Annotated in this window: 17 protein-coding genes; 10 read left to right on the top strand and 7 right to left on the bottom strand. The window is 51.4% G+C overall.

Translation table 11 applies throughout. The features are described 5' to 3' along the window. The first annotated feature begins 31 nt into the window (after positions 1-31). The 3 genes from ACYVH9_RS19765 to ACYVH9_RS19755 are packed head-to-tail and all read left to right on the top strand — an operon-like array spanning position 32 to position 1793. On the top strand, positions 32-397 hold the full coding sequence (locus ACYVH9_RS19765; RefSeq protein ID WP_460638109.1) for a response regulator: 366 nt from the start codon (positions 32-34) through the stop codon (positions 395-397). A 14-nt stretch (positions 398-411) separates the two neighbouring features. Beyond that, positions 412-1221 (top strand): CheR family methyltransferase, encoded by an 810-nt coding sequence (locus tag ACYVH9_RS19760; protein ID WP_460638108.1) that lies wholly within the window; start codon positions 412-414, stop codon positions 1219-1221. Beyond that, positions 1203-1793, top strand: coding sequence for a chemotaxis protein CheB (locus ACYVH9_RS19755; protein ID WP_460638107.1), 591 nt, complete (start codon positions 1203-1205; stop codon positions 1791-1793). Before ACYVH9_RS19760 ends, ACYVH9_RS19755 begins: the two co-directional genes overlap by 19 nt. A 9-nt stretch (positions 1794-1802) precedes the next feature. On the opposite strand, the gene ACYVH9_RS19750 is transcribed toward ACYVH9_RS19755, so the two are convergent. Then, entirely contained in the window at positions 1803-2579 is a 777-nt protein-coding gene (locus ACYVH9_RS19750; protein WP_460638106.1) for a hypothetical protein, read from the bottom strand. 255 nt (positions 2580-2834) lie between these two features. On the opposite strand from ACYVH9_RS19750, the gene ACYVH9_RS19745 reads away from it, so the two are divergent. Further along, a complete protein-coding gene (locus tag ACYVH9_RS19745) occupies positions 2835-4460 on the top strand; it encodes an amidohydrolase family protein (RefSeq protein WP_460638105.1) in 1626 nt (541 codons plus the stop codon). A 127-nt stretch (positions 4461-4587) separates the two neighbouring features. On the opposite strand, the gene ACYVH9_RS19740 is transcribed toward ACYVH9_RS19745, so the two are convergent. Both ACYVH9_RS19740 and ACYVH9_RS19735 read right to left on the bottom strand, forming a co-directional pair. After that, positions 4588-6183, bottom strand: a complete 1596-nt coding sequence (locus ACYVH9_RS19740) for a M28 family peptidase (protein WP_460638104.1) — start codon at positions 6181-6183, stop codon at positions 4588-4590. Between the two features lie 153 nt (positions 6184-6336). Beyond that, positions 6337-7317, bottom strand: coding sequence for a lysylphosphatidylglycerol synthase transmembrane domain-containing protein (locus ACYVH9_RS19735; RefSeq protein WP_460638103.1), 981 nt, complete (start codon positions 7315-7317; stop codon positions 6337-6339). Between the two features lie 145 nt (positions 7318-7462). On the opposite strand from ACYVH9_RS19735, the gene ACYVH9_RS19730 reads away from it, so the two are divergent. From ACYVH9_RS19730 to ACYVH9_RS19710, 5 genes are read left to right on the top strand one after another with little or no spacing between them, the layout of a single operon-like run. Beyond that, positions 7463-9550: a DUF7657 domain-containing protein gene (locus tag ACYVH9_RS19730; protein ID WP_460638102.1), complete on the top strand. Its 2088-nt coding sequence runs from the start codon at positions 7463-7465 to the stop codon at positions 9548-9550. 3 nt (positions 9551-9553) lie between these two features. Continuing rightward, the gene (locus ACYVH9_RS19725; protein ID WP_460638101.1) at positions 9554-10300 is read left to right on the top strand and encodes a glycosyltransferase family 2 protein; all 747 of its coding nucleotides are present in this window, start codon (positions 9554-9556) and stop codon (positions 10298-10300) included. Beyond that, positions 10281-10682, top strand: a complete 402-nt coding sequence (locus ACYVH9_RS19720) for a DUF2304 domain-containing protein (RefSeq protein ID WP_460638100.1) — start codon at positions 10281-10283, stop codon at positions 10680-10682. Before ACYVH9_RS19725 ends, ACYVH9_RS19720 begins: the two co-directional genes overlap by 20 nt. Next, entirely contained in the window at positions 10675-11703 is a 1029-nt protein-coding gene (locus ACYVH9_RS19715; protein WP_460638099.1) for a glycosyltransferase family protein, read from the top strand. The genes ACYVH9_RS19720 and ACYVH9_RS19715 overlap by 8 nt, the downstream gene beginning before the upstream one ends. Beyond that, positions 11700-12458: a TylF/MycF/NovP-related O-methyltransferase gene (locus ACYVH9_RS19710; RefSeq protein ID WP_460638098.1), complete on the top strand. Its 759-nt coding sequence runs from the start codon at positions 11700-11702 to the stop codon at positions 12456-12458. The genes ACYVH9_RS19715 and ACYVH9_RS19710 overlap by 4 nt, the downstream gene beginning before the upstream one ends. A 1-nt stretch (position 12459) precedes the next feature. Here ACYVH9_RS19710 and ACYVH9_RS19705 read toward each other — a convergent pair whose 3' ends face one another. Then, on the bottom strand, positions 12460-13206 hold the full coding sequence (locus ACYVH9_RS19705) for a hypothetical protein (RefSeq protein ID WP_460638097.1): 747 nt from the start codon (positions 13204-13206) through the stop codon (positions 12460-12462). Further along, positions 13184-14389 (bottom strand): glycosyltransferase family 9 protein, encoded by a 1206-nt coding sequence (locus tag ACYVH9_RS19700; protein WP_460638096.1) that lies wholly within the window; start codon positions 14387-14389, stop codon positions 13184-13186. Before ACYVH9_RS19700 ends, ACYVH9_RS19705 begins: the two co-directional genes overlap by 23 nt. Before the next feature lie 142 nt (positions 14390-14531). Between ACYVH9_RS19700 and gcvP the strand changes: the two genes are divergently transcribed. Further along, positions 14532-17414, top strand: coding sequence for an aminomethyl-transferring glycine dehydrogenase (gcvP, locus tag ACYVH9_RS19695; protein ID WP_460638095.1), 2883 nt, complete (start codon positions 14532-14534; stop codon positions 17412-17414). Between the two features lie 540 nt (positions 17415-17954). On the opposite strand, the gene ACYVH9_RS19690 is transcribed toward gcvP, so the two are convergent. Further along, a complete protein-coding gene (locus ACYVH9_RS19690) occupies positions 17955-18614 on the bottom strand; it encodes a phosphatidylserine decarboxylase family protein (RefSeq protein ID WP_460638094.1) in 660 nt (219 codons plus the stop codon). Positions 18615-18757: 143 nt separating this feature from the next. Continuing rightward, positions 18758-20032: a Glu/Leu/Phe/Val family dehydrogenase gene (locus tag ACYVH9_RS19685; protein WP_460638093.1), complete on the bottom strand. Its 1275-nt coding sequence runs from the start codon at positions 20030-20032 to the stop codon at positions 18758-18760. Positions 20033-20262: the final 230 nt, after the last annotated feature.

Raw genomic sequence — 20262 nt, 5'->3', positions numbered from 1 at the left:
GAGCACCAGGAAACAAACTTAACATGCCGCCATGCGTAAGAAGCGAGTTTTAATTATTGATGATGATGCGCGAAATATTTTTGCGCTGAGCGCGACATTGCGGTCTAAATCGTTCGATTGTCTTTCGTGCACGAATGCGCAGGATGCGCTGGAACTGTTGAAAACGGATGAAGAGGTGGATGCGGTTCTAATCGATATGATGATGCCCGAAATGGACGGGTATGAAGCGATCCCGAGAATCAAAAACATCGAAAAGCGCGTTAAAACGCCCATTATTGCGGTGACGGCCCAGGCAATGGTGGGCGATCGGGAAAAATGCCTGCAAGCCGGAGCCACGGATTATATCTCAAAACCGGTAGACGTCGATCGGTTGTTGCAACTGTTGGCGAATGTGTAACAACGCGACCTATGATGATTGATGATGAGGAAATAGAGTTGTTGTTGAGCGATCTATTTGAATTATACGGATATGACTTCACCAATTACGCCCAGGCGTCTCTGAAACGACGAGTTAACCGGCTGTTCATGCTGGATAAATTTCCGAGTTTTGCCGAATTTCGATACCAGGTTAAGTCTGATCCAAACTATATAAAGCGTGTTGTAGAAGGGTTGACGGTGACGGTTACCGAAATGTTTCGTGACCCGTTGTTTTACAGCGCTCTACGAACGGAGGTTGTGCCAACATTGGCCGCCAAACCGTTCATTCGGATCTGGCACGCAGGCTGCTCAACTGGTGAGGAGGTATTTTCGATGGCAATTTTGCTGAAGGAGGCCAATCTGCTGCATAAATCATTGCTCTACGCCACGGATTTAAATCCGGAAGTGCTCGAAAAAGCGCGCAGCGGTATTTTTCCGTTGGCACAGATGAAACTGTATTCCGCTAATTACATCGAATCGGGCGGTAAAAACGACTTCTCGTCTTATTATACCGCGCAATATGGACAGGTTAAATTTGATGAAGCGCTGGCAGAACGAATGATTTTTTCGACGCACAACCTGGTTTCTGACCGGTCTTTCAACGAATTCGATTTGGTGTTGTGCCGCAATGTATTGATCTATTTTGACAAAGATTTACAGGATCGTACCTTAAAATTGTTCGATGAAAGTATCGGCACACTCGGCTATCTGGCGTTGGGTTCCAAAGAAACGCTGAACTTTTCGGCGATCAAGCCCCAGTATAAACTGTTTCACAAAGAAAAAATATGGCGCAAAGTGAGTTGAGAGACCGGTGCAAAGCGGTGGTCATTGGCGGATCTGCCGGCAGTATTGAAGTGCTGTTGCGACTGCTGCCAGCGCTGCCCTCTGCTTTATCATTTACGGTTATTATCGTATTGCACCGGAAAAGCTCAACCGACTCATCGCTAGCGGATTTGCTGTCCTTAAAAACCGCAGCTCCCATCAAGGAAGTCGAAGACAAAGACCCGGTCATCCGTGGAGCCATGTACCTGGCGCCCGCCGATTACCACCTGCTGATCGAAAAAGAAGAGGTGTTTTCGCTCGATAATTCCGAAAAAGTCAATTACAGCCGCCCATCGCTCGATGTTACGTTTGAGTCGGCGGCTGATGTGTACGGTTCTTCGTTGGTTGGCATCCTGTTGTCGGGGGCTAACTCCGACGGTACGGCGGGGCTGAACGCTGTCAAGAAAGCCGGCGGTATCATCGTCGCCCAAAAGCCCGAGTCGGCGGTTTCGAGCTTTATGCCCCAGCAAGCTATCCTGCACACACCGATCGATCTCGTTCTGGACGTAGATGGCCTGGTTGCCTTTGTCCGTTCGCTGAACAGGGTTGCGTAGCGAGAGCGGTTATTGTTCCTCCACGTGTCCGGCACCCAGCTCCTGAAATAACGTCTGCCAATACTGAGTAACTGCCGGGTTGTTTTCTTTCACGGATGCATCCGGCGAAAACGGCAGGATCATGGTAATATCCGGGCTACCGATGGTATACCGTTTCAACTGTCCAACATCGGCTTTGGCCCAGGCTTCGGCCTGCGCATTGTCTTTGGGAGGAGTTTTGTGAAAATCCCGGCGCCCGGCCCGGTAAACACTTTCGACCATATCGCTCAGGTAATAAACTTTTACCGTTGCCCCCGTTTCGTTGGCTTTGGCAATCACCGGCAAGCTCGCCCAGATGTCGGTTTCTTTGTTCGAGGAGGAGGCATTGGGCGTGGCCAACTGCTGCAACACTCGCTGGCGGATGGCGGCCTTCTCGCGGCCGAGCGACAAATCAAAGCTCGTTTGGGCGGCTTCACGGTCGGTGGCATTGGCGCTGCTGACGTCTTCCATTTCGGAGCGGGTGGTGACTGAAAGCGCCCGGGCTTTTGATGTGTTCTCGTGAATAAAATAGACGTCTAATTGATCGCCCTTGCCTTTCATATTTTGGTCAATGATCTCATTGACGGCTCCCTGGTATTTCTGAGCCACGAAGGCTTTGTTGGCGTTGACGCTGACGGATTTGTCGAGAAAGATCAGCGTGTAAATAGGTCCGGCTTTAGGTGAATTGGCATCGGTTTCTTTTCCGCTATCGGAGGAGCAGGCAACGAGTGTCAGCAGCAGAGCGCAGCTAAAAAGTACGGTTTTCATAAAAGTAAGTGGTCGTTGAAGGCCGATTGCCCAACCGCGCAGTGTCGGGCTGTTGGTATTGGTAAAACGTTACGTGCCGTCAGATGTTTGTTACTACCATTCGTGATCCGGTATAATTTGTATTTTCTCCTTCAATAATGATCCGAATCTTGACTTTTCTAGGCTCAGGATCAAAACCGGGTTCTGGAAAAATCAAATGTACAACAAACTCTGTATCTTGCTTAATCTGCTGATCAACAAACCCTCACTTCCGGTATGAACTCGATTTTTACCCATCGGTTTGCCTACATACTCATTCTGCTTTTCCTCACATCCCGCTTACCGGCCCAGATCACCAGCGCCCCCGCCCGGAAGGAAGGAGATGGTCCCAACAAGCGTCTGATCATCCGGGGAGTAACACTTATCAACAGCACTGGCGCTCCTCCGGTTGGGCCGGTGGACATTGTGGTGGAGAAAAACCGCATTGCCCAGATTCGGCAGGTGGGCCATCCCGGCGTTCCGATCGACTCAAAAAACCGTCCGCAGGCTGGCCCCGGCGATAAAGAATTGAACTGCGAAGGTATGTATCTGATGCCGGGTTTTGTGGATATGCACGGCCATATCGGCGGCAAGGGTCAGGGCACGCCGTCGGAGTACGTTTTCAAACTCTGGCTCGGACACGGTATTACCACCATTCGGGACCCATCGGCGGGCAACGGACTGGACTGGGTACTGGAGCACCGTGCCAAAAGTGAACGCAACGAGATTACGGCACCGCGCATTAAAGCCTATACGTCGTTCGGACAGGGAGCCAAGGAGCCTATCTCGACCCCGGAACAGGCGCGGGCCTGGGTGCGGGAGAACGCCAAAAGAGGAGCCGACGGGATCAAGTTTTTCGGGGCCGAACCGGCGGTTTTTCGCGCGGCTCTGGACGAAAACAAAAAGCTGGGCCTGCGCTCGGCCTGCCACCATGCTCAGCTGGAAGTGGCCCGGATGAACGCCCTGGCGACGGCCAAAGCTGGACTGACCACGATGGAGCATTGGTACGGGTTGCCCGAAGCGTTGTTTGAAGACAAAACGATTCAGTCGTATCCCGCTGATTACAACTACAACAACGAACAAAACCGGTTTGAGGAAGCGGGTAAACTCTGGCTGCAGGCCGCCAAACCGGGAACGGAAAAGTGGAATAAAGTGATGGACGAACTGATCGCGATGGACTTTACCATCGACCCGACGTTCAACATTTACGAAGCCAACCGCGAACTGATGCTGGCGCGCCGGGCGGAGTGGCACGACGAGTATACGCTTCCGGCGCTCTGGCGGTTTTACGGACCCAGCCGGATTTCGCACGGATCGTACTGGCACAACTGGGGAACGGAACAGGAAGTGACCTGGAAACGCAATTATCAGCTCTGGATGGCGTTTATCAACGAATACAAAAACCGGGGTGGCCGTGTCACAACCGGTTCGGATTCGGGCTTTATTTACCAGTTATACGGTTTTGCGTACATCCGTGAGCTGGAGCTGTTGCGTGAAGCGGGTTTCCATCCGCTGGAGGTAATTCGGGCCGCAACGCTGAAAGGGGCCGAAGCCCTGGGCATGGCTGATCAGATTGGCTCGGTTGAAGTGGGTAAGCTAGCTGATTTCGTCATCACGGAGGAAAACCCGCTGGCCAATCTGAAGGTTCTGTACGGAACCGGTGCTATTCACCTGAATGAGAAGAACGAAGTAACGCGGATCGGTGGCGTGAAATACACCGTAAAAGACGGTATTGTTTACGACGCGAAGCAGCTGCTGGCCGATGTCCGGAAAATCGTAACTGACGCCAAGCAGAAAGAAAACTTCGAAATCACCCAGCCCGGCGTGGCTCCCAAGCCTGCCAAACTTTCGGGCGGAAATTAGTTTCTGAACTCGGCTTACACAGATTAAAGGACTATCGGCCCGCCGACGCGGCTAAGATGGCTATCGCAATCTTCATTTAAATCCTGTTTAATCCTTTGATCTGTGTAAGCTGAGTTCAAGACGGGTATTACGGTTTGTTGCTATCAACCACCAGCTTATTATCCCGGTTCACGATTTCCCAGGCCGTATAAAACACCAGCCGTGCTGATTTTTCGGCCAGCTTGAAATCGATTTTTTCAACGTCATCGCCGGGGCGGTGATAATCGGCGTGCAGTCCGTTGAAGTAAAAAATAATGGGGATTTTATGCTTGGCAAAGTTGTAGTGGTCGGAACGATAATAAATACGCTGTGGATCGTTGGGATCGTTGTACTTGTAATCCAGCTCCATCATCGTGTATTTCCGGTTAGCATCTTCGCTGATCTGGTGCAGTTCCGATGAAAGTTTGTCAGAACCAATCACGTAAATGTAATTGTCGGATTTTCCTTCGTGGAGATCGTCCACCCGGCCCACCATGTCGATATTCAGGTTGCTGACGGTTTTGTTCAGCGGTAAAACCGGATCCATATCCGCGTAATATTCGGAACCCAGCAAGCCTTTTTCTTCGCCCGAAACCGTCAGGAACAAGATACTCCGGCGCGGGCCGTGACCCTCGGCTTTGGCTTTGGCAAAAGCCTGCGCAATTTCAATGACCGACACCGTTCCCGAGCCGTCGTCGTTGGCACCATTGTTGATCTGGCCATCTGCACCAATGCCAATGTGATCGTAGTGCGCAGAAATGACCAGAACCTCGTCTTTTTTGTCGGTTCCTTCCAGAAAGCCCAGGACATTGCTGCTTTCCAGAATTTCGTCTTTCCGTTCGGCTTTCAGGCTGATTTTACCTTTCAATACCCCGGAGTTGGTTTTCCCGGTTTTGTTAATCTTGGCCACCGCAGCCTGTAATTTGGCGGGTGTGGTGTTGAGCAAATCGGCGCCCATTTCTTGGGTAATCAGAAAGGTGCCAACGGCGCCAATCTTTTCCATCGACGGTTTCAGGCCCATCCGGTTGAACCGGCCCATCAGGGCCGTACGCTGGGCCACCAGCCGACGATAGGCTTCCGGCGATTCGGCCGAAATGATGAAGACCTGGTCAGCACCTTTGTCTTTGGCAATCAGCGCTTTTTTGCGAACGCTTTCTTCATTGCTCCAGTCCGACGGTTTGGTTGAGTTGGAAATGACATAATTACCGTTTGCCTTTTTGGGCTCGCCTTCCAGAATGACCACGGCTTTGCCCTGGACGTTCAGCTTGGCGTAATCGTTATAGCCATCCGTCAGAATACCGTAGCCCGCAAAAACCGTCTCGACCGATGTTTCCTGCATGACGGCAAACAACCCGTTGACAATGAAATCTTTCGGATAAGTGTAGATTTTGTCACCTGCCTTGACGTAAAAGTCACCCCAGGTTTTCTGATACAACTTAAACGGTTGAAAATAACTCGTCTTGCCGCCGTCGGTTTTGACAATGGGCTGGAGGTTTTCGGCGGCAAATTGTTTGGCAATGTAGTCGGCGGCTTTCCGCTGACCCGGTTTCCCGGTTTCGCGGCCTTCCATGTCGTCGGCTGCCAGCACGCGAAGGTGTTTTTCGAGATCGCCAGCCTGAATAGTGTTGGCGTAATCGGTGACGGTTTGGGCCGCAGCCAATTGGCCGAACAGCAGCAGACCGACACCATACTTCATATACTTCATAGGAATGTTGTGAAGAAATAAAAAAGCAAAAGCAGGACCAAACCGATCCTGCCTGTGCAAAGATAAACGAAATCATGGGTTAATTTAGTACGGTCTTGCCTACGGCACGGGGAGCGTAGCACCAACGGAGAAACGGATCGGGGGCTTTGCCGGTCAGGACGATTTTTTGGTCAGCAGCAGAGGAACGATCAAAAAACTGAGGCTGCTCAATACCAGGTTGATGGCAAAGCCAACGGCGTGCAGAAAGGTGGCAATAACCGCGCCTTCTGCGGCCGGAAAACCGTACAGCACCAGCACCCGGCTGACCAGAAAGTGATACGTTCCGATGCCCCCCTGCGTAGGCACTGCCAAACCACCCAGCGAACTGACGGCTAAAATGGTAAGGGCAGCCGTGGGCGGGAGCGAATGGGTATGGTCCAGTGCTAATAGCAGAAAATAGGTGCTAAGCCACGAAATAAGTTGATTTAACACTGTTAGAAGTACAAACAAATAAAAGTTGGGTAATTGTCGAATCGCAGAAAATCCACGCCAAAGGCCCTTAACAGTGTTAAGTAGTTGTACCAACAAGTGATGTTTTCTTATGCCAGAGTTTAGTAACATTTTCCCGGCCAGTACGCCGACTAGGAGCAAAGCCGCCATTCCGCTGAGCAGCCACCAGCCATTTGTGGTCGGCAGGTTGAACGCCAGCCCGGATGCGTAGGTTTGCATCCGGGGCAGTTCGACCAGGAACGTGAGCAGCAGAACCAGCGCGAGCATGCCCAGATCGATTACGCGCTCAGCCACGACGGAGCCAACGCCCTGCGAGAAAGGCACGTTGTCGGTTCGTTGTAAGGTAGCGCAGCGGGTTAGCTCGCCCGAGCCCGGCACGATTAGGCTGGCAATCACACCCGCGAGGATGGAAACCGTAGCCCGGAAAACCGTTGGGAAGTAGCCCAGCGCTATCAGGGGCTGCTGCCAGCGTTTACCGCGTACCACATAAACCAGAACCGTTAGCACAGCTACCAGCCCAATCCAGCCGTAATGCGCTTGCCGAAACTGTTGACCGATAGCAACAAATGAAATATCCTTGAGCGCATAGATGAGCAGCCCAAGGGCTAGTACAATCGGCAGGATCTGTTTAAAAAGTGATTTCATTCTGTTGGGACGACTCGGCCGTAAGTTAGGCAAACAAACCGATAATTTATGGCACATAATTTGACCCGGATTGGGCGTCCTGTTACTTTTAAGCTATCAGGAAAACTAGATTTAGTTTTGTTATCATTAATTTGCTTCACCAAGCATGTCAAAGTCGGATAAGAAAAAAACGGCTCCTGTTTCGGCCAAACCCAAGTCCAGCATTGCTCCGGCGGCTGAGATGAAAGAGCCATCGGCACATTCATCTGCAACGTCCACGCTGACCGAACGCCCCCCACAGCCCGGAGGTATTGAGCTGATTCGATTCGATACGCGCTTGAAGTGGTTTTTAGGAATGTGCCTGAGCTTGTTTATCCTATTTACCCTGGCCAAAATTCATCCCATTTCCCTCCCGATGTGGAACCAACTTTTGCCTGATGGCAGCGACGCCAAACGGGGGCTCATTTCCGGCACTCCGCGCGCCATCCGGATGGACGACTACGCTGTGGGAACGCCCTGGGTGTTATCCCAGGCCAATCGGGGGTTCCCGGTCGAAAACGAAACCATCGGGGGCGAAAAAGCTCCGATTTTACTGCTTCCAACCCGGCACTTCAGTGCCTTATTCCGCCCCGACCATTGGGGGTTCTTTTTTCTGAGTCTGGATCACGCTTATGCCTGGATTTATGCTTTCCGGGGAATGTTTGCTCTGGTGGGCGCGACGTTGATGTTGCTTTTGCTAACCCGGAACAATTTCTGGCTGTCGGTCTTTGGCAGTCTCTGGCTCTTTCTATCGTCGGGCACCCAATCCTGGACGTATATTCCAACGATGATGATTGGGTGCGTCAGTTTTCTATTTGTAGCGGCCATTTACCTGGTATACAGCACCCGCAAAATTCACATTCTTGGCAGTTCGCTGGCGCTGGCCTGGCTGGCTTTTGTCTACGCCCTGTTGCTTTACCCGCCGTATCAGATTCCACTGAGTTATGCTGTAGCGGCTCTGCTGGCTGGCTACATGCTAAATAATTTTTTACCCCAAAACATGCTGGTGCAGTGGCCAGTCAAAACGGTGGGGGCGGTTCTGGCAGTTGCGGTGTTGGCGGTTTCGGGCCTGGCGTTCTATGCCGATGCCAAGCCGACGCTGGATGCGGTTATGAACACGGTTTATCCGGGCCGACGCAGCGAATCGGGCGGTACGGGTTTCATTGCCAACTGGTTTTCTGAATATTTCTCCTGGTTGTATACGGACACGAAGTTTCCCAAAAACTGGCTCAACCACTGCGAGCTGTCTCATTATGTTTCCTTTGCGCCCATCGTTATTCCGGCCGCTGGCCTTTCGTTTGCCCTGACCCGCAAAATAGACTGGGTGGTGATGTTGCTGAGTCTGTTCGTTATTTGGGGTTATATCTGGATTGAGATCGGGTTTCCGGAGTGGCTGGCGAAGGGAACGCTGTGGAGCATGAGCCCGACGCGTCGCACGCAAATTCCGTTCGGGATTGCCAATGTATTGCTGACGATTGCTTACCTGTATTTCCTGACAACCCGGCCGTGGCCGTCTCGCTCATCGTTGTACACGGTTTTAGGGGGCGTGGCTGTGCTGGTGTTTATGATTTATGCGGCCTATGTAAACATTAACGATTCCGACGGTTTTTTCAAAGGCCACCAGATGATCGTTCCGGTGGTGTTCATGACCGGGCTTGGGTTGTTGTTGCTCCCAACCTGGCAGATCCCGTACCGGACAGCCCTGTTTAGTGTGGGAATGATTCTTTTCCTGCTGCCGAATTTTCGGTTGAACCCGGTTTCGAAAGGGCTGGGCCCCATCACTGATCATACTTTGTACAAAACCGTGCAAAACCTTCACCAGCAGGAACCCAAAGCCCGTTGGGTTATATTCGGAAGTCAGTATCTGTCGTATCTGGTAACTGCTACAGGAGTCGATTTGCTGAGCGGGGTTAAATATACGCCGGCCCGCCAACTGCTAAAAGTGCTCGATCCGCAGATGAAACGGGATTCGGCCTATAACCGCTACGCACACACGGTTTACAGCACCTATATAGATGGACGGACCGATACGGTCGTTATTCAGAATACCTTTGAGGATGGGTATCAGGTCGCGATGGATCCCTGCTCGCCCCGCTTTAAACAAATGAACGTCAAATACATTATTTTTGATCGGCAACCTCAGCCGGTGGAAGTGCGGTGTATGAAGCAAGTGAGTACGCTCGGGTCAATCAGTATTTACCGCATCAATGACTAAAGAATGCTGACGACGCCCTGTATTCTGGTGATTGTGCCCTGCTATAACGAAGAAACCGCGATTCCGGCTGTCATTAAGGAAATCAATCAGGCCAAGCAAAAATTTGGGCTCCGGCTTGACATTCTGGTGGTCAACGACTGCTCGACCGATCGCTCGCTGGAGGTTATCCGCCAGCTCCATTGTTTGTACATTGACTTGCCCGTCAATTTGGGCATCGGGGGGGCCATGCACGCCGGTTATAAATTTGCGTATCGGCACGGGTACGATATTGCCGTCCAGATTGATGGAGACGGGCAACATCCGGCGGACGAAATCAACGTCATTCTGGAAGCCATTCGAAACGACGAAGCAGATGTTGTGATAGGATCCCGGTTTCTCAAAAAGAACGGTTTTCAGTCAACGTATCTGCGCCGAACGGGCATTCATTATTTCCGGTGGCTGAACTGCCTGCTGATCGGGAAAACGATTCACGATAGCACCTCTGGTTTTCGGGCCTTTAATCGCCGGACTATCGCCCTAGTGAATGACTATTACCCGGATGAATATCCGGAGCCGGAATCCATCGTCCAGTTTGGGCTGAACCGCCTGCGGATTCTGGAAGTGCCGGTGACGATGCGCGAAAGACAGGGGGGCGTTTCGTCGATCACCTGGTTGCGGGCGGTCTATTACATGTGGAAGGTAACGCTGGGAATTATCTTTGTCTATATGCGTTTACGAAACAAACCGCCGTATGGAAACACTACCGATTAAGATTCAGCTTTTTAGCCTGTGCGGAGCCCTGGTCTTTATGTATTTCATTGCCCGGCTGATCGTGAAAGGTAAGCTTCGGGAAGAATATTCCATCATCTGGATCCTTTGCACACTAATTCTTCTGGTTTTTTCAGTCTGGCGGAAGGGGCTGGAACAGATTGCTACCCTCTTGGGGGTGTTTTATCCGCCATCGCTGATTTTTCTAGCGGCCATTTTTGCCATCACGGTTTTTCTGGTACACCTCTCACTGGTTAATTCGCGGCTCCAGACCCAGATTAAAAACCTGACCCACGAAGTTGCTTTTCTTAAACAGCAAAGTGAAGCAAAAAAAACGGCCATTGATCAATCTTTCTCGAAAAAAAACGGCGACCGGAATGGCTAAGATTCATATTATCAATCAATATGTGTGGCCGGATGGGTCGCCGGTTTGCCTGATTTCGGAGCAGCTGAGCGTTTACCTGACCCAGCAGCGGGTGCCGGTGGTAATGGTGGGGGGGGGGGGAGAATACCGCCCGTCGTCGCGCCCGAAGCCCGCGTGCGAAGTGGTGAATCTGCCCACCCGGGTTTTCAAACGGAACAACGTCTTTCAAATTCTGGCAGAATATGCTTCGGTTTTTCGGACGTTCAGACGGTACATCCGGCAACACGTCCGGCCGGGCGATCTGGTCATCATCACCAGTGCCCCCTTTCTAAATATTCTGCTGCGCCATTCAATCCGACCGCAGAAAGTAACGACGTTTTTCTGGCTGTTTGATTATTTTCCGGCTTCTATTTTCACCCTGAATGCCCCCCGGTTTTTATACCGCTGGGTTAAAAAATGGTGGGATTGGGAGCTTTCATATTTTGAAACCGTCATTAAAATTTCTTCTAATCTGGGCTATTTTGGGCCCAATGCCGTCGTGCATCGCCAATGGCCAATGATCCCGATTGCCCCCAATCCTGCCATTATTCCGGCACGAAAAGCCCTGTATACCGGCAATCTCGGTCTGGCGCACGATGTCGATGCGCTGGTGAACGAATGCGAGCAGTTGCGCGATGCCGGTTATGAGATCAATATTCATGCGGATGGCCCGGGTTTAGCACAACTGCCAGACTGGCTCAAGGCCCGTTCAAAAGGTGTCTTCAAAAGCAGCGAGCAATTGATTCGGGCTCTCCACGAACACGAAGTCCATCTGGTAACGGGAACACCGGGCACCGACGAGCTGAGTTTTCCATCCAAACTCTGGAACAGTATTGCTTCCGGACGACGCATCATTGCTTGCGGTTTTACCGGGAAAATGCAAGAAGAGCTAAGACTGACCCTGGCAGCGGACTATAAACGCCATTTACCGGATCTAGCCGCTTTCATTACGTCGTCTTTTCAGTTGGACCCACGGAATCATTCAAAAACTGCTATGCCATGAGCCTGCTTACGATCGTTCAGAACGCCCTGCATCCGTTCGGAATTCATCTCAATCGCTACATCGAGCGGGCGGTGGGCGGTTTTTCGTACCAGACCGTTTCGCCCAATGCCACATATGCTCCCTGGACGACGGATCAGGCCTTTCTGAACATTTACCGACAAATTTGTTCGCATACGCTGGTCGATGTGTACCGTTGTTATGAATTATGGACGCTGATGGCGCAGGTCGGAAAATTGCCTGGCCCGGGCGACTGCCTGGAAGTGGGCGTATGGCGGGGCGGAACAGCCGGTTTGATGGCTTCCAAAATGAAAGAAGACGGTTTAGCGGGTCAATTATACGCAGCCGATACGTTTGAAGGGGTGGTAAAAGCCAACGAAAACGACGCATCTTATCGGGGGGGCGAACACGCGAATACCAGCTTGGAAAGGGTGGAAGCGTTACTTTTCCGGCAGTTAAACTGTACCAATGTGCGGTTGTTAAAAGGGATTTTTCCGGATGATACGGCGCACCAGATTCCCGCCGATGCAGTTTTTCGGTTCTGTCATATTGACGTTGATGTGTATCAGTCGGCTAAAGACATTCTGGGCTGGGTGTGGGAACGTCTGCTGGTGGGTGGTATAGTGGTCTTCGATGACTACGGTTTCTCGACCTGCGACGGCATAACCCGGTTAGTGGAAGAATGGCGGAACGACCCAAGATGTCTGCTGATTCATAACCTAAACGGTCATGCCATCCTGTTCAAAGTCAGTTCATAAGCTAGCTTTGGCTTGCCAGGTGTTCGGCGACCAGCCAGCCGTGCTCCAGGCTGTATTCGATCACTCGGAAGTCGGGCCGGTTTTGCACATCGGTCAGGGAGCGAAAGTGTTTCAAATGATGAATATCATCCAGAATGAGCCAGTACGGTTTTGTGCCAAGCGTATCCCGGACGGTTTGGTATTCCAGCCAGCCAATACCTCCCGCCGAATCCAGCACAATCAAAGGACGCTGATCTCCCCACTGCAGCAGCAATTGGTGCAACAAGTCTTCCGGCCGTGTTAAAAAAGTCTTTCCAAACCAAGCCGTCAGGTTAACCAGCGGATGGCTGCCGAGCTTGCCTTCAAGCTCGGCGGTATAGAATCCGGCCGGATTCTGTATATCGTCAATAAAAACCGCCGGATACCGTTCATGATGGTGAATGGCTTCGTCCTTTTGAATGAATTGGAGGGCTTCTTCCTGCGCGATGGTGGCACCCCAAAGCGGTTTTACGAACCCCCAATGGCGAAGGTTAAAGCGGGCCAGGAGATGAAACGCCAGATTAGCCTCGATGGTAAAATACCGTTGGGGCGGCCGATTGGCCGGAAAGGCGTTAGCAATCGTTCGGGTTGATCCCTTGCCGATAAAAGTTCCGGTTTCGATCACGGTAGTAATGATGTGTCGGGTAAACAATTCGCGTAACGTACTTTGAAACAAACTATCTTCCGACATTGAAATCGAGAAGTGATTATGATCTGTATACAGTTTCATAATAATGGTGGACTTTTTGAATGATGACGCTATAAACCGCCGGGGTTTCGAAGGATTCTGTATAAAACTGTTTAAAACCGACGCGGGGCAGAATGTAATCTTGGCTGGCTTTGTGGTTATGAATAACGGTTACCGGAAAGTTGCCAATGGGAAAAAACTCAGCACCGGTTCCGTTTTTAAAAAAGGCAATAACCGGACAGAAAATCGCGCAGAGATGGGCGGGCATCGACTCCAGCGTTAAAGCCAGACGAGCCTGCCGAGCCAGGTTAGCCAGATCATTCAGATTTAGCTTGCCAACGGCGTCAATCAGGCGGTACGTGGAGGGAGCAAATTTGGGATGTTGAAAAATAGCGGTCGACTCTTTTTGTTGGCCACACAAAATTAAGGTAGCAACTGTTTCCTTTAACATCCGCTCTGTTAATTCCTGCCAGAACGGGACAGAAAGTTGCCGCCGGGATTCACCGGTTTCTGGAAAAAGCAGAATGAACGGCTGCGGAGGAAGCGGTTGACCCAGGTGCCGCGCCAATTCATTTGGGGAAGACGCGGGCAGTGGGAAAACCGGTTGAATCGTTTCCAGACGTGCGTCGATGCCTAAAGCACGGAACAACGGTTCGCTCACCGAAAAATGGTGAAAAGCGCTACCAATGGGTGGTACAAAAAACTCATGGTCGAGTAACCCGCCGTACCGGCGGGTTCCCATGCCTATACTCTTTCTGACTCGAATAAAGGGCAACAAAAAATGGGAGGGAGGATCCGCGTAGCGAATATCCAGGGAATAATCGTACGTTTCCCAACGCAGGGCCCCAAGGGCTTGCCAAAAACTACGCCAATATGCCCATACCCGCTGCAGGAACGATTGCCGTCTGCGGTTGGCAACGATGTGGTCAACCGAAATGAATCGGCGCACTGCCGGATTGGCATCGATGATGGGCTTAATCCAACTGCCGGCTACCAAATCAATGTGGGCGTTGGGATATCGTGCCTGGATGAGCGGAAATACGTACGACAAAATCAGGGCATCACCCAAATGGCCAAACGTCAGAATCAGGATACTGGTCGGAGCGCCCGGGGGCGAGGTCCGGTTTTTGCCAAACAGCCAGACCAAGAAATCCGTAACGAGATCAACCGACCAAAGAAAAAGTCGAATCGACAATTTTCGTTCGTAATAGCGTCGGACAAACATACTAATAGCGGACTTGAAGGAAAAAGAGTTGAAAGAAAAAAGATATACTTCCTGCCTGCAAGATAAGATTACGCGTAAAACTTAGATTTTTCGTAATTTCGTAAAACCATTCCAATCAGTTCTCTTGGTTGCAACTCCATCAATGAAGCTCAATCTAAACTATCAGGAACGTTTCGAAGACCGGCACAACGGTTCCGACGTTTCACAAACGAATGCCATCCTGAAAACCATCGGCGTTGCGTCGGTGGACGAACTCATCGAACAAACTGTTCCGGAAATCATTCGGCTCGAAAAACCGCTTGATCTACCGAAGGCCAAATCGGAACACCAGTTTCTGGCCGATTTCAAGAAACTCGCTCAACAAAATAAAGTATACAAATCGTACATCGGTACGGGCTATTACGACACCATCACGCCGAATGTGATTCTCCGCAATATACTGGAAAATCCGGCCTGGTATACGGCGTACACACCGTATCAGGCAGAAATTGCGCAGGGACGGCTGGAAGCGCTGCTGAATTTCCAGACGGCCGTAATCGACCTGACCGGAATGGAAATTGCCAACGCGTCGCTGCTCGATGAAGGAACCGCGGCCGCCGAAGCCATGCACGTGCTGTTTGCACAGCGTCCGGCGGCTAAAAAATCGGCGATGACCTTTTTTGTGTCGGAGCGTTGCCATCCGCAAACAATTGACGTCATCAAAACCCGTGCCACACCCCTGGGCATTCAGGTTCAGGTGGGCGACCATCAGCACGTGAATGTGACGTCCGATGATTTGTTTGGAATGCTGGTGCAATACCCCGCTTCCGATGGAGAGGTGTTTGATTATACTGATCTGATCGCGGCTGCCCACGAACACCATGTCTTTGTAACCGTAGCGGCCGATCTGCTCAGCCTGACGATGCTGACATCACCAGGCGAAATGGGGGCCGACGTGGTGGTGGGGTCTTCGCAGCGGTTTGGCGTTCCGATGGGGTACGGTGGACCTCATGCGGCTTTTTTCGCAACCAAGGAGGCTTTCAAGCGGCAGATCCCGGGCCGGATTATCGGCGTTTCGGTGGATGCTGAAGGCAATCCGGCCTTACGGATGGCACTACAAACCCGTGAACAGCACATTCGCCGTGAAAAGGCAACGTCCAATATCTGTACAGCACAGGTGTTGCTGGCGGTGATGGCGGGCAGCTACGCGGTGTACCACGGTCCGCAGCGGCTCAAGGCTATTGCCGAACGCGTCCACGGCTTGACCAAACTGTTTGCAACGGTTTTGCGCTGGAACGGCTACACGGTACAGACTCAGCATTACTTCGATACCCTAACCGTTAAAGTTGACGATGTCGAATCATTGCAGAAGTCGGCCCGGATGGCGGAAGTGAACCTGCGGTATCTGGACGACGAGCACGTTTGCGTTTCTTTTGACGAAGCCAAATCCATTGATGACGTTATTCAACTGCTGGATGTTTTCGGTCTTTCGGCCGATCTAGACGCTGCCGTTGAAACGCTGGCCATCACCTGGCCGGAGCGGCTGATTCGGACGTCGGAGTACCTGACGCATCCAGTGTTCAATACGCACCATACTGAGCATCAGATGTTGCGGTATTTGAAGTCATTGGAAGAAAAGGATCTTTCGCTGGTTCATTCGATGATTTCGCTTGGTAGCTGCACGATGAAACTGAATGCAACCGCTGAGATGATTCCGGTAACCTGGCCGGAGTTTGGAGCAATTCACCCATTTGCACCGAAAGAGCAGGTGGCCGGGTATCAGCAACTGATAAGCGATTTAAGCCGCTGGTTGTGTGAAATTACAGGCTTTGCGGCTGTTTCGCTGCAACCCAACTCCGGAGCGCAGGGCGAGTATGCGGGCCTGATGGTCATTCGGGCGTACCATGAAAGCCGGAACCAGAGTCACCGTACGGTATCGCTCATTCCATCGTCGGCGCACGGGACCAACCCGGCCAGCGCCGTGATGGCTGGCATGAAGGTCGTTATTGTCAAATGCGACGAGCGTGGCAACATCGACGTGGAAGATCTGCGGGCGAAGGCCGAGCAATACAGCAATGACCTGTCGTGTCTGATGGTCACCTATCCGTCAACGCACGGTGTTTTTGAGGAAACCATCAAGGAAATTTGCGCGATTATCCACGAACACGGCGGTCAGGTTTACATGGATGGTGCCAACATGAACGCTCAGGTAGGGCTGACAAGTCCGGCAACGATTGGGGCCGACGTTTGTCACCTGAATCTGCATAAAACCTTCTGTATTCCGCACGGCGGAGGTGGACCCGGCATGGGGCCGATCGGCGTTGTGGAACACCTGGAACCGTTCCTGCCGGGAAATCCGATGGTGGAAACAGGTGGTAAAAAAGCCATTCATGCGATTTCGGCTGCTCCGTACGGTTCGGCCAGTATTCTGACGATCTCATATGCCTACATTGCAATGATGGGGGGCGAAGGGTTGACGAATGCGACAAAAACCGCTATTCGGAATGCCAATTACTTGAAAGCTAGGCTGGAAGAGTATTATCCGATTTTGTATACGGGGAAAAACGGTCGGTGCGCCCACGAAATGATTGTGGATTGTCGTCCGTTCAAAGCTGCCGGAATTGAAGTAGAAGACATTGCCAAGCGGTTGATGGACTACGGTTTTCACGCGCCAACGGTTTCATTCCCGGTGCCGGGCACGATGATGATTGAGCCAACCGAATCCGAATCGAAAGATGAACTCGACCGTTTCTGCGAGGCCTTGATCAGCATTCGGGCCGAAATCCAGGAGGTGGAGGAAGGCAAGGCCGACAAAGGCAATAACGTACTGAAACAGGCGCCCCACACCATTCGGGTCTTCATCGCCGATCAGTGGGATCGTCCTTACAGCCGCGAAAAAGCCGCTTTTCCGTTGCCCTATGTAAAAGCCCGCAAATTCTGGCCGAGCGTCAGCCGGATTGACAACGCTTACGGTGACCGGAATCTGGTCTGTGCGTGTTTGCCAACGGAGGAATACGAGGTGGAAAACGTGGAAACGGCTTCGTAATATCAAAAATAGCCTTCCTAAAAAGCCCACACCCGAACCCAGGTGTGGGCTTTTTTATTTGATGCTCACCACTGAACAGACGGGCTAATGGTCCAACTCAGCGAGTTCTTTTCAACCTTTTCTAAGGCCTTTGGCCAGGTTTTTTCGAAATGCTCAAGGTATTCATTCGTCCGCAATATCAATCGCGACGGTAAACACCGTCTGAGAATCAACGGTTTTTAGTGCGTAGTTTTCCATGGAACCGGTCCATTCCTGGGCGTGTAAACTGTCCAGCGTTGTTCATGCCGCCAAATGCGTAGACCTTCACCAAGAGCAGAGGGCCATGCCGGCTATGTCGCGTTGCCCCAAAGAATGTTCCAGACGGTTTTGCACACGGCACTGATGGTGCTCTGAACTTCTTGCATTTCCATAATCGGTTGTTTTTTACAGAGGATCGGAAGGAAAGGAGCAGTAACGGCTATTGGCGGGGTGGATTCCGGCTGCGAGTTGGACCGCGCTACAAATCAGGAAGGCGGATTTGATTAGGTTAGCACAAGCCGCCTACAAATCCGCAATGACGGTGATGCCACCTTTCGTTTTTTCGCCAATTTTTACTTTTACCTCGGCATCCAGTGGCAAAAATAGGTCGACCCGCGAACCGAATTTGATAAAGCCCAGCTCGTGGCCCTGTTGCACCTGTTGGCCTTCTTTGGCATACCAGACGATGCGCCGGGCCAGCGCGCCCGCAATCTGTCGCAGGAGAACTTCGGCCCCGTTTTTAGCCTTGATAACAACGGAAGTCCGTTCGTTTTCGGTGCTCGATTTCGGGTGCCACGCTACCAGGTACTTGCCGGGGTAGTATTTTACGTACTCGACAGTACCGCTAATGGGATGGAAATTGATATGAACGTTCAGGGGCGACATGAAAATGGAAACCTGCCGACGCTTTCCCCGAAAATATTCCGGTTCGTCTACTTCTTCAATCACTACCACCGTACCGTCGCAGGGTGAAATAACGTGTTGGTCGTTCAGCGGAGTGGAACGGCGGGGTTTCCGGAAAAACTGTAAAATCAACAGGAAAAGCACCAGGCTAATTGCCAAAACCAGCGTAATAGCTGTTTCATTGCCGTTAAAAAGATAAGAAATTGATAAAAAGTTGATTCCTAGCAGGATCAACACTGTCCAAAACAAAATTTGATATCCTTCCTTGTGGATGGTCATAATCGGTATGTCTTATTAATAAGATGGGCCGGAGCGGTGAAGGTACGAAACAAACCCCATTGTCGCCAACGGGTTTGTTACATTCGGACCATAGCAAGGACCCGTTACCAGCCGGTTTAGGACTGGTAACGGGGTCTGTTGAGTTAATAACCTCCGCGGAATTTGTACGTGCTGGCCACCTTGTCGATGGCTACAATATAAGCCGCCAGGCGCATCGATACTTTGTATTTCTGCGATGTTTCAAAAACCCGGTCAAAGGCGTCCTTCATGTTGCGGTCGGCCCGGCGGTTGATCCGATCAAGCGTCCATTTATAACCGATACGGTTTTGAACCCATTCGAAATACGAAACCGTTACGCCACCGGCATTGGCCAGAATGTCCGGTACAACCAGAATCCCTTTTTCGTTAATGATATCGTCGGCACTGGCCGACGTGGGGCCATTGGCACCTTCCACAATCATTTTGGCCTGGATGGAATCCGCATTTTCGGCCGTAATCACATCTTCCTTAGCTGCCGGAACCAGCACATCAACCGGTAGAGCCAGCAGTTCTTCGTTTGTGATATGCTCGGCTTCCTTAAAACCGTCGAGGGTTCCCTTATTGGCATTTCGATAAGCGATGACTTCGCCGATGTCAAGGCCCTTCTCGTTGTAATATCCTCCCGTTACATCGCTGATTGCCGTTACCGTAACGCCCCGTTCGTGCAGCAATTCGGCCGCAAATGAGCCCACATTACCAAAGCCCTGAATCGCTGCGGTTGAGCGGTAGGGATTCATCCGTAACTTATCCATCGCTGATAGCGCGGCTACTGTTACCCCGCGTCCGGTCGCTTCCGTGCGGCCCAGGGAACCTCCCAACACGAGCGGTTTTCCGGTTACAACTCCGTTGATGGTCATACCGCGCGATTTTGAGTATTCATCCATGAGCCAGGCCATTTCCCGCTGACCGGTGCCCATATCGGGGGCCGGGATGTCGCGGTCGGGACCAAATACATCGAGCATCGCCACCGTGTAAGCCCGAATCAGGCGCTCAATTTCACCCGCCGACATGTCACGGGGGTTGCAGGCAATGCCACCTTTGGCTCCGCCGTAAGGAATATCGACCACGGCACACTTCCAGGTCATCCAGGCCGCCAAAGCCCTTACTTCGTCCAGCGTCACGGCCGGATCAAGTCGAATGCCGCCTTTTGAGGGCCCCAGGATGGTTGAATGAATAACGCGGTGACCTTCAAATACTTTAATGGACCCATCATCCATCGTAATGGGTAACCCTACCATGACTTGCCGGGCCGGAACTTTCAGAATGTAGTACATTTCTTCCGTAATGCCGAGCATTTGTGCAGCCGCATCAAACCGCGACATCATGGATTCAAGCGGATTTTCTTTATCTTTTATAGGAGCTGGTTCAATGTATGCCATGATCTTGTCTTTTTAGTGGATAAGCTTCCTAAAGCCAGGCAGCAAACTTATCAAAAAAGATAACGATGTCAGTTAAGAACTATTTTTTCGTGGTATTGTATAATTTCAATATTCAAAATCATGTATCAAGCAGAAGCCACTCTGCCAAACACGTTTAAAGGTACGTGCGCGCGTAGCCAAATTTTGATTGGCTTTTGTAGGTATTTACCAATGACTGTTTTTTGAACTTT

The organism is Larkinella harenae, assembly GCF_054780515.1.
The sequence above is the reverse complement of the archived record's forward strand: the minus strand, read 5'-3'. Positions and strand labels throughout refer to the sequence as shown.